Source organism: Paenibacillus hemerocallicola, assembly GCF_006265175.1.
Classification (GTDB): domain Bacteria; phylum Bacillota; class Bacilli; order Paenibacillales; family NBRC-103111; genus Paenibacillus_AB; species Paenibacillus_AB hemerocallicola.
In genome coordinates this window covers 1-9301 of sequence record NZ_VDCQ01000127.1, presented here as the reverse complement: position 1 = coordinate 9301, position 9301 = coordinate 1, and the positions used below count along the sequence as shown (strand labels likewise).

8 protein-coding genes and 1 pseudogene are annotated in these 9301 nt (G+C 57.0%); 7 read left to right on the top strand and 2 right to left on the bottom strand.

Annotated features, from left to right (window positions below; all coding sequences use genetic code 11):
* Window positions 1–391 (top strand): annotated as a pseudogene (locus FE784_RS40010) (hypothetical protein); the annotation flags it as partial.
* A gap of 172 nt (window positions 392–563) precedes the next feature.
* On the opposite strand, the gene acnA reads toward FE784_RS40010, so the two are convergent.
* Entirely contained in the window at window positions 564–3281 is a 2718-nt protein-coding gene (gene acnA, locus FE784_RS40005) for an aconitate hydratase AcnA (RefSeq protein ID WP_139607885.1), read from the bottom strand.
* Between the two features lie 279 nt (window positions 3282–3560).
* Between acnA and FE784_RS40000 the strand changes: the two genes are divergently transcribed.
* The 6 genes from FE784_RS40000 to fabI all read left to right on the top strand — a co-directional run bounded on the left by FE784_RS40000 (window position 3561) and on the right by fabI (window position 9122).
* Window positions 3561–4589, top strand: coding sequence for an amidase domain-containing protein (locus tag FE784_RS40000; protein WP_139607884.1), 1029 nt, complete (start codon window positions 3561–3563; stop codon window positions 4587–4589).
* 127 nt (window positions 4590–4716) lie between these two features.
* Window positions 4717–5853 (top strand): D-alanine--D-alanine ligase, encoded by a 1137-nt coding sequence (locus FE784_RS39995; RefSeq protein WP_139607883.1) that lies wholly within the window; start codon window positions 4717–4719, stop codon window positions 5851–5853.
* Window positions 5854–5996: 143 nt separating this feature from the next.
* The gene (locus tag FE784_RS39990) at window positions 5997–6314 is read left to right on the top strand and encodes a hypothetical protein (RefSeq protein WP_139607882.1); all 318 of its coding nucleotides are present in this window, start codon (window positions 5997–5999) and stop codon (window positions 6312–6314) included.
* Between the two features lie 52 nt (window positions 6315–6366).
* Window positions 6367–7167, top strand: a complete 801-nt coding sequence (locus FE784_RS39985) for an alpha/beta hydrolase (protein WP_139607881.1) — start codon at window positions 6367–6369, stop codon at window positions 7165–7167.
* 119 nt (window positions 7168–7286) lie between these two features.
* Window positions 7287–8255 (top strand): UV DNA damage repair endonuclease UvsE, encoded by a 969-nt coding sequence (uvsE, locus tag FE784_RS39980; protein WP_139607880.1) that lies wholly within the window; start codon window positions 7287–7289, stop codon window positions 8253–8255.
* A 96-nt stretch (window positions 8256–8351) separates the two neighbouring features.
* The gene (fabI, locus tag FE784_RS39975) at window positions 8352–9122 is read left to right on the top strand and encodes an enoyl-ACP reductase FabI (protein ID WP_139607879.1); all 771 of its coding nucleotides are present in this window, start codon (window positions 8352–8354) and stop codon (window positions 9120–9122) included.
* On the opposite strand, the gene FE784_RS41740 is transcribed toward fabI, so the two are convergent.
* On the bottom strand, window positions 9109–9301 hold a 193-nt coding region (locus tag FE784_RS41740; protein WP_218103890.1), incomplete at its 5' end, for a hypothetical protein. The genes fabI and FE784_RS41740 overlap by 14 nt on opposite strands.

Sequence of the window (9301 nt, the reverse complement as noted above, 5' to 3'; positions counted from 1 at the left end):
CCAACCTTATTTGTGGCGCGGACGGATGAAATCCCGTAGAAACCCGGCTCGCCGCTTCCGAGACCGGGTATTGGAAGCCCAACTGACCGGCTTCGAGTTCCTGGAAGTATGGGACTCCGGAGCACTTTCGGTACAGGAGGAACCGACTAACCCGCTTCGACTCGAAGGGCCTACCTATACTTACAAACAAGCAGCGGAACTGGTGGAGCAGGGCAAGACAATGGCTAATGACAAATGGGTCATGCAGAAGCATGAAAATACGATGTATCTCGGGACTTTCGAGAGAAATGGAACATTCTCGTGGATTGAACCGATCTACATCCCGCCGATTTTATTGAACCTGAATTGGTACATGGTCGATAAGCTGGAAATTCCGGAAACGATGAAGTAAGGTAAGAGGAATGCGCCAGTATGTATCCCTATGGAGCGAACTACACAGCTTGAAAAATCCTATACCTATAATAACCTCGTGGTATTGCGAATGTTGGACACTCACTATATTCAAAAGAGCAAAATAAAACAAGCCGGAGCGGGGAACCCGACTCCGGCTTGTCTCGTCATTCTTACTTGCTTTCCTTGATCAGCTGGCGAAGCACCGTTTGCAGGATGCCGCCGTTGCGGTAATAATCGACGTCGACCATGCTGTCCAGACGGACGATGGCGTCGAATTCGAACGTCGTGCCGTCCTCGCGGGTTCCTTGGACGCGGACCGTCTGGCCGGGCTGTACGCCGTTGTCGAGGCCTTGGATGTCGAACGTCTCGCGGCCGGTTATGCCAAGCGTCTTCCAGCCGAACCCTTCCGGGAACTGCAGCGGCAGAACGCCCATGCCGACCAGGTTGGAGCGATGAATCCGCTCGAAGCTTTCGGCGATGACGGCTTTCACGCCGAGCAGGAACGTGCCTTTGGCCGCCCAGTCGCGCGAGCTGCCGGTGCCGTACTCTTTGCCGGCGATGACGACGAGGTTCGTGTTCTCGTCTTGGTACAGCATCGATGCGTCATAGATCGACATGACTTCGCCGTTCGGCAAGTATGTCGTTACGCCGCCCTCGGTGCCCGGAGCCACCTGGTTGCGGATCCGGATGTTCGCGAACGTTCCGCGCATCATGACTTCATGGTTGCCGCGGCGGGAGCCGTACGAGTTGAAGTCTTCCTTCTTCACGCCGTGCTCGAGCAAATATTTGCCTCCCGGGCTGTCGGTCTTGATGTTGCCCGCAGGAGAGATATGGTCGGTCGTGACGGAATCGCCCATAAGCGCCAGCGTCTTGGCGCTGCGGATTTCGCCGATGTCGCCGACTTGCTCGCCAAGATCCATGAAGAACGGAGGCTCTTGGATATAAGTGGAGCTCGTGTCCCACTCGTACAATTCGCCTTGCGGTACAGGGATTTTGTTCCATTGTTCGTTTTGCGTAAAGACGTTCTCGTATTTGTCGCGGAACATTTGCGGCGTAAGCGCCGTGCCGATAGCCGCTTTGATTTCTTCGTTGGTCGGCCAAATGTCCTTGAGGTATACAGGCTCGTTGTTATTGTCGTAGCCGATCGGGTCGTTGGCCAGGTCGATGTTGACCGTACCGGCGAGCGCGTAAGCGACGACGAGCGGCGGCGAAGCCAGATAGTTCGCCTTGACTTGAGCGTGAACGCGGCCCTCGAAGTTCCGGTTGCCCGAGAGGACGGCGGCGACGGTCAGGTCGTTGTCCGCGATCGCTTGGCTTACTTCGTCCGGCAGCGGACCGCTGTTTCCGATGCATGTGGCGCAGCCGTATCCGGCCACGTGGAAACCGAGCGCTTCCAACGAATCGATCAGTCCGGCTTTTTGCAAATATTCGGTAACGACGAGCGAACCCGGAGTCAAGCTGCTCTTCACGTAAGCCGGTTTCTTCAAACCGCGCTCTACCGCTTTCTTGGCGACGAGACCCGCACCCAGCATAACGCTCGGGTTGGACGTATTCGTGCAGCTCGTAATCGCCGCGATGACGACCGCGCCGGTGCCGAGCTTCGTCGTCTCGCCGTTCGGATGCTTCACTTCGGCGGATTGCTCGATTTTCTCTTCGGTCAAGCCGTAACCGCCTTTGTCGATCGGCGTGCGGATGATCGCATTGAACGATTCTTTCATTTGAGTCAGTTCGACGCGGTCTTGCGGGCGTTTCGGACCGGCCAAGCTTGGCACGATCGTGGACAGGTCAAGCTCGATCGTATCGGTGAACACCGGATCCGGCGTTTCGTCCGTACGGAACATGCCTTGCTCTTTATAATAAGCCTCGACGAGCGCGATTTGCTCCTCGGTACGGCCGGTGCTGCGCAAGTAGTTGAGCGTCTCGAAGTCGACCGGGAAGAAGCCGATCGTAGCGCCGTACTCCGGTGCCATGTTGGCAACCGTAGCGCGGTCGGCCAAGCTGATGTTGCCGAGGCCGGAACCGTAAAACTCGACGAATTTGCCGACGACGCCTTTTTTACGCAAAATTTGCGTAACGGTAAGAGCCAAGTCGGTCGCGGTCGCGCCTTCCGCCAAGCTGCCGGTCAGCTTGAAGCCGATAACTTCCGGCGTGACGAAATACAGCGGTTGTCCGAGCATGCCGGCTTCCGCCTCGATGCCGCCGACGCCCCAGCCGACAATGCCGAGACCGTTGATCATCGTCGTATGGGAATCGGTGCCCACGAGCGAGTCCGGGTAAACTTCGGTTTCGCCGTCAACCGTCTTGGTTGCGGCTACGGACGCCAAATATTCCAGGTTGACCTGGTGAACGATACCCGTCGCCGGAGGAACGGCACGGAAGTTGTCGAAAGCGGTTTGTGCCCAACGGAGGAACCGGTAACGTTCTTCGTTGCGTTCGAACTCTACTTTCATATTGTATTCCAACGCATCCTTCGTACCGAACGCGTCTACCATGACGGAGTGGTCGATAACGAGGTCGACCGGTACGAGCGGGTTGATCCGCTTGGGGTCGCCGCCGGAGCGTTTCATCGTGGCGCGCATGGCCGCGAGGTCAACGACCACCGGTACGCCGGTAAAGTCCTGCAGCACGATCCGTGCCGGTATGAACGGAATCTCTTTATTGTCGTCGCGGCCTTCGGCCCAGCCGGCGATTTGCTTGACGTGTTCGTTCGTGATCGCGCGGCCGTCGAATTGGCGGACTGCGGCTTCCAGAAGCACTTTAATGGAGAAAGGCAGCCGGTCGATGCCGGCGAAGCCTTTGCCTTCCAGCGCTTTCAAGCTGTAGTAGTTGTACGGCTTGCCGCCTACGGCAAGCTGGGTCCGGACGCTGAAATGGTCTTTTTTGGACATGGGTACAAGCCTCCTTATACGATAGGGTAGCCGGGTTGCCCCGGCTTATCAGTTTCACTGTATGAAACGTGATTTCAAAAACGCTATGCTCTTAGTATACCGTCTCTTCGATATGGCGTAAAGTTTTTTTTGCTTGAATCGCGCGTCTTGTCCGGCGTTGCTGCGCCTGCCTTCCGGCGGAATCCGAACCCGCTCCCGCAAGCTCAATTCCGGGAGAGGAACATGTTTCCCGGGAGAGGAACATACAAATGAAAATAGCGCTTATCAGGGGGGATCGCCATGTTCGCCAATTGGAAATCGGCCGTATACGAATATGCGCACCGCCGCAACCGGTTGGAAATCGACGGCGAAGCGGGCGAGCTTGCGTCCATGGTCCGGGACGACCGTTTCGTGCGCAAGCTGGAAGGTCGGTTACGCCGTTTGCAGGCCAGCCGCAAAGCAAGGCGGGCGGAACCGCTCAGAAGCGAGACCGGCTTGAAAATTGCGAACGCCGACCATGCGGATCGCGAAGCGGTCGTCGAGCTCGAGTTTCGCCGCAGCACCGAATATGGGCAACTGGGACAAACGTTCCGGGAGGAACGGATGGAGCGGGAACGGGTCACGGTAACGAAAAACGGCAACCAATGGATCATAACCGGAGTCGAGCCGGTCATGGGCGAGAGACGTTCTGTGTCGGCTCCCGTGCCGCCGTTCTCTCTGGCGGAATCCGAGGATGAAGCGGCCATGGATGCCCGTCTTCCCTCCGTCCCTTACTTGAATTACCGGGTGCTGCCGTCCGTAACGGTCGAGCCCATGCACCGTCATGCCTCATACGACAGAGCCAAAGCCCGGCGATATGCGGAAAAGTGGTGGAACGGAACGAATCCGCAGTACATGCAATTCGAAGTAGACTGTACGAACTTTGTTTCCCAATGCCTCTTTGCAGGGGGAGCCCCCATGAACTATACTGGAAAAAGGGAATCGGGATGGTGGTACCAGGGCAAGGACGGCAGCCGGGAGCTATGGAGCTTCAGTTGGGCCGTCGCGCACAGTCTGCAATCTTATTTGTCGTCTAGCAAAGGCGGACTGCGGTCGGAACAAGTAGATTCGCCGCATCGTCTCGCCATAGGCGACGTCATCTGCTACGATTGGGATGGAAACGGCCGCTTCCAGCACAATACGATCGTCACGGGATTCGACGCGGTCGGAATGCCGCTAGTCAGTGCGCACACGACGGACAGTCATGCGCGTTATTGGGATTACCGCGACTCGTATGCATGGACTCCGAACACCCGCTACCGTTTTTTTCATATTGCGGACTATTTTTAAAGTTTCCGGGGCCCCCGACAAGCACAAGCAGCCGGGCTTCGAAGCGAAGGCTCCATTAAAATGGGGTCATTTAATGGTTAGCATACGGCAAAAGACCGGTTCACTATTCACATATACGGAGGTAGCCATGAACAGAAAAATCCGAGTCGGGTTGGTGTACGGCGGCAAATCGGGCGAGCACGACGTCTCCCTGCAAACCGCATTGGCCGTTATCCGGGCGATCGATCATACGAAATACGAAGTCCATCCTTTCTATATAACAGCGCAAGGGGAGTGGCGTCCGGCTGCGCAGCTGACCGGTCCCGTGGAGCGCGTCGAGCTGTTGAGGAACGAGCCGGACAGCCAAGCCGCCTCTTCGGAAACGGCAGCGCCCGGTTCAACGGCGCTGCAGCCGTTTTTCGGCACGATTCAACCAGCTGCCGGCGCAAGCTCGGCGCAGAATGCTGCGCTCGATGTAGTGTTTCCGCTGCTGCACGGAACGTATGGCGAAGACGGAACGATCCAAGGCTTGCTCGAGATGGCGAACCTGCCTTATGTCGGAGCGGGCGTGCTCGCTTCCGCGGTAGGGATGGATAAGGTGATGATGAAGAAAGTATTCGCCCAGGAAGGGCTGCCGCAATGCTTGTTCCGCCATTTTACGCGCACCCAATGGGACAAGGACCGGGCTTTTTTCTTGATGGAAATCGAAGTGTCCGTCGGGTACCCTTGCTTCGTCAAGCCGGCCAACCTGGGATCCAGCGTAGGCATTTCCAAAGCGAGAAACCGCGAGGAATTAATCGAAGCCGTAGATCTCGCATTTCAATATGACCGCAAGGTGATCGTGGAAGAGCATGTCGACGCCCGCGAAATCGAGGTAAGCGTGCTCGGCAACGAGGAGCCCGAAGCGTCCGTTCCGGGGGAAATCGTTTCCTCCAACGAGTTTTACGACTACAGGGCAAAATATCTCGACGGGAAATCGGCGATGATCATTCCGGCCGAGCTTCCGGAGGAAAAGGCGATCGAAATAAGGGAATGGGCGATCAGGGCGTTTCAGGCGATCGACGGCAGCGGTCTGTCGCGGGTCGACTTCTTCCTGCGCAAATCCGACGGAGCCGTATTTATCAACGAAATCAACACGATGCCCGGTTTTACGCCGTTCAGCATGTACCCGCTGCTGTGGAAAGAGTCGGGCAAGCCTTACGGCGAGCTGCTGGACGACCTAATCCGTCTCGCGATCGAGCGGCATGCGGCCAAGCAAAGCATACGTTATACGTTCGACGCTTGAACTTACTAAGGACTCACGTTCTCGATATCGGTTCATGGCTGAAATAGAAATAGGAGGCCCCAAAGACTCTTGTTTCATCGGTTCATCGTTCAAGCTTGTATAGTCGGTAGTTTTTCAAACCTTACTTTGCGAAGGAGTGGCTTATGGGCTTCCAAACGGAATTCAACTCGGTATGCAAGTTCAAGTCGGAGCAAGAGCTGTACGAACTGCTCGAGTACGGTCGCGGCAAAATGGTCAAGCAAGGCTTCCGCGTCTACCCGACCGGGCAGAAGGTGATCGCCTACTCGCCCGACAACGAAGCGGTGGCGATCGTGAAGATCGTCGTCTCCATCGCCGAAATCAATTTTCAGGGCGATGAAGTGACGGAAGTGGAAATGGAGCTCGTACGCAAGCTGACCGAAGAAGAATCGCGCGTGCAAACCGCGCTTGCCCAAGAAATGTTTTTCGGCGAGAAGACATAACCCGCCGGACAATCCAAGCCCATCGATGGAATGGGAAAGGCAGGAATCGAATATGACAATTGAACTATGGCCGAACGGCGCGCCTTATCAGGCGGGGGAAACCGAGGAGGACCGTCCCCGTTTGATCGCTTTTCCGGTCGCAAGTCAGAAGCCGGTCGGCTGCGTTATCGTATGTCCCGGCGGCGGCTACGCACGCCGGGCGGATCATGAAGGAAACCCGATCGCGGAATGGCTGAACTCGATCGGAATCGCCTCGTTTGTGCTTCATTACAGGGTCGCCCCGTATCGCCATCCGGCTCCGCTGGAGGATTGCCGCCGCGCGATCCGCTGGGTGCGCAGCCATGCGGAGGAATACAACATCGATCCGGCCAAGATCGGCATGCTGGGCTTTTCCGCGGGCGGACATGCTACGGCCATGGCCGGCGTGCATCACGAGCCGGGCAACCCGGAGGCAGCCGATCCGATCGACCGGGTCAGCTCCAGGCCGGACGCGCTCGTGCTGTGCTATCCCGTCATCTCGTTCGTACAGGCGCATCATTCCGGCTCCATGCGGAATTTGCTCGGGGAAGAACCGCCTCAGGAGCTGCGCGAACGGCTGTCGGGCGAGCTTGCCGTCAATGCGGAGACCCCTCCGACATTTCTGTGGCACACGGCGGACGACGCGGGCGTGCCGGTCGAGAACAGCCTCCTGTTCGCCGCCGCGTTGAGCCGGAACAAAATCCCGTTCGACCTTCACGTCTATGAAAGCGGTCGCCACGGCCTCGGACTTGCGTCCGCGCATCCGCAAGCGTACACATGGACGATGGAGTGCGCCAACTGGCTGCGCAAGCAAGGCTTCGCCCCGGAGGAATGACTTGATCCTCGGGTCATGAAATCGGCCTTTGCAGTAGCGATTTCGGACATGCCGGCATGCTTTCCATTCCGATCGGACAACCTAACCTCATCATAGGTCCGATGGGAGGTTTTGCCGGCATGATCGTCCGACTCGGATATGTCGCCATGTCTACGGTGGTGGCAAACGCTTCGCCCTCCAAGACGATGACGGCGACCAACTTCGCCAAACTCGCCGACCGCGATGCGGCGATTCGCAAGCTCGAGAGGCTTGCCGCGGAAAATATACATAACACGCTTCGCCTGCTGCGCCACAACAGAGCTCACGACATCCGGTTGTACCGGTTCTCGTCCAAGCTGATTCCTCTTATAGGTCACGAGCTGCTCGCCGGCTGGGACCCGATCCCGACGCTTGCGGACGAGCTTCGCTCGTTGGGGGATTATACCAAGGAACACGGAATGAGGGTAAGCTTTCATCCCGACCACTTTACAGTTCTCAGTACGCCGAGAGAAGACGTGCTGCGCAACTCCATCCAAGATTTGCTCCGCCATTCGCTCATGCTGGATACGATGGGGCTCGACGATCGGGCCAAATGCAACATTCACGTCGGAGGCACCTACGGCGACAAGAAAACGGCCGGAGAGCGGTTTATCCGGCATTACCTGCAGCTGGACTCCACCGTCCGCCGTCGAATTACACTGGAAAATGACGATAAAACGTTTACCGCTTCGGAAACGCTGGACATTTGCGAACAGGTTCAAGCTCCGATGGTGTTGGACGTGCATCATCACGACGTCAATTCGGGCGGGGAGACGCTGGACACTCTCTGGCCCCGCATAGCGGCGACATGGAACGGACAAGCCATCCCGCCGAAAATCCATATGTCCAGCCCGAAGAACGAGAAGGACCCCCGCGGCCATGCCGATTACGTGGAGGCTGACAAGCTTATGGCGTTTATGCGGATTGCCTCGGAGACCGGAACGGAGCGGCTCGATGTGATGCTGGAAGCGAAGATGAAGGACTCCGCCTTGTTCAGGCTTATGGAAGACTTGAGCCGGCTGGAAGGCGTCGCACTGCTGGACCAGGCGGCGTTCGAGATATGCCCTTGATGTTTGTGGGAAAATAAGGTACGTTGATAGAGATACGAGATTTCCAGATTCGAGCATGCCGGAATATTCATCCCAAGTCGAGAGGGGAAACGAACGATGGGTCAATTGCTGGAAGGGAAACATATATTGGTCATGGGCGTGGCCAACGACCGCAGCATCGCATGGGCGATCGCGCAGTCGCTCGCCGCACAGGGCGCACGCCTCGCATTTACGTATGAGAGCGAGCGGGTGGAGGAGCGGGTTCGCAAGCTGGCGGAGACGATCCCGAATTCCGTTATTTTGCCCTGCAACGTAACCGTGGACGAGGAGATCGATACGCTCGCTGCTGCCCTCAAGGAGCAGTTCGGCGTTCTGCACGGCTTCGTACATAGCATTGCTTTCGCCCGTACCGAAGAACTGGAAGGCTTGTTCGTGGACACGTCCCGCGACGGGTTCGCGCTGGCGAATGACATTAGCGCCTACTCGCTGACGGCGGTGGCCAAGCGCGTGTACCCGCTCATGACGGAAGGCGGCAGCATCATGACGATGACTTATCTCGGCGCCGAACGCGCGATGAAGAATTACAACGTCATGGGCATCGCAAAAGCCGCTCTCGAGGCAAGCATTCGTTATTTGGCCAACGATCTGGGCCAATTCAATATTCGCGTCAACGGCATTTCCGCCGGTCCGATCCGGACGCTGGCGGCCAAGGGCATCAAAGATTTCAACTCGATCCTCAGACAAGTGGAGGAGAAGGCTCCGCTTCGCCGAACGACCGAGACGGCGGAGGTCGGAGACACCGCGATGTTCCTGATGAGCAATCTGTCTCGCGGCATAACGGGCGAAGTCATTCACGTGGACAACGGCTATCATATTATCGGGGTTTAAGGCTTCGAGCAGATTGGAAAACCGCTTTCGGGTTAGCCCGCATAGCGGTTTTTTTGTCGAATTTATAAGTTTCGGGGTCCCCGCAAAGTACCTGGATAAGCGTCGCCCCACTTTGTGGGGTCAGGTTGTTGAGAAAGCCAAAAAGAGAAAAGAACCATCTAAAAGGAGTTGGGGAAATG

What these genes read in the sequence shown, in the direction of transcription:
- acnA (WP_139607885.1), bottom strand. Translation starts at nt 3,281, where the DNA reads ATGTCCAAAAAAGACCATTTCAGCGTCCGGACCCAGCTTGCCGTAGGC.
- FE784_RS40000 (WP_139607884.1), top strand. Translation starts at nt 3,561, where the DNA reads ATGTTCGCCAATTGGAAATCGGCCGTATACGAATATGCGCACCGCCGC.
- FE784_RS39995 (WP_139607883.1), top strand. Translation starts at nt 4,717, where the DNA reads ATGAACAGAAAAATCCGAGTCGGGTTGGTGTACGGCGGCAAATCGGGC.
- FE784_RS39990 (WP_139607882.1), top strand. Translation starts at nt 5,997, where the DNA reads ATGGGCTTCCAAACGGAATTCAACTCGGTATGCAAGTTCAAGTCGGAG.
- FE784_RS39985 (WP_139607881.1), top strand. Translation starts at nt 6,367, where the DNA reads ATGACAATTGAACTATGGCCGAACGGCGCGCCTTATCAGGCGGGGGAA.
- uvsE (WP_139607880.1), top strand. Translation starts at nt 7,287, where the DNA reads ATGATCGTCCGACTCGGATATGTCGCCATGTCTACGGTGGTGGCAAAC.
- fabI (WP_139607879.1), top strand. Translation starts at nt 8,352, where the DNA reads ATGGGTCAATTGCTGGAAGGGAAACATATATTGGTCATGGGCGTGGCC.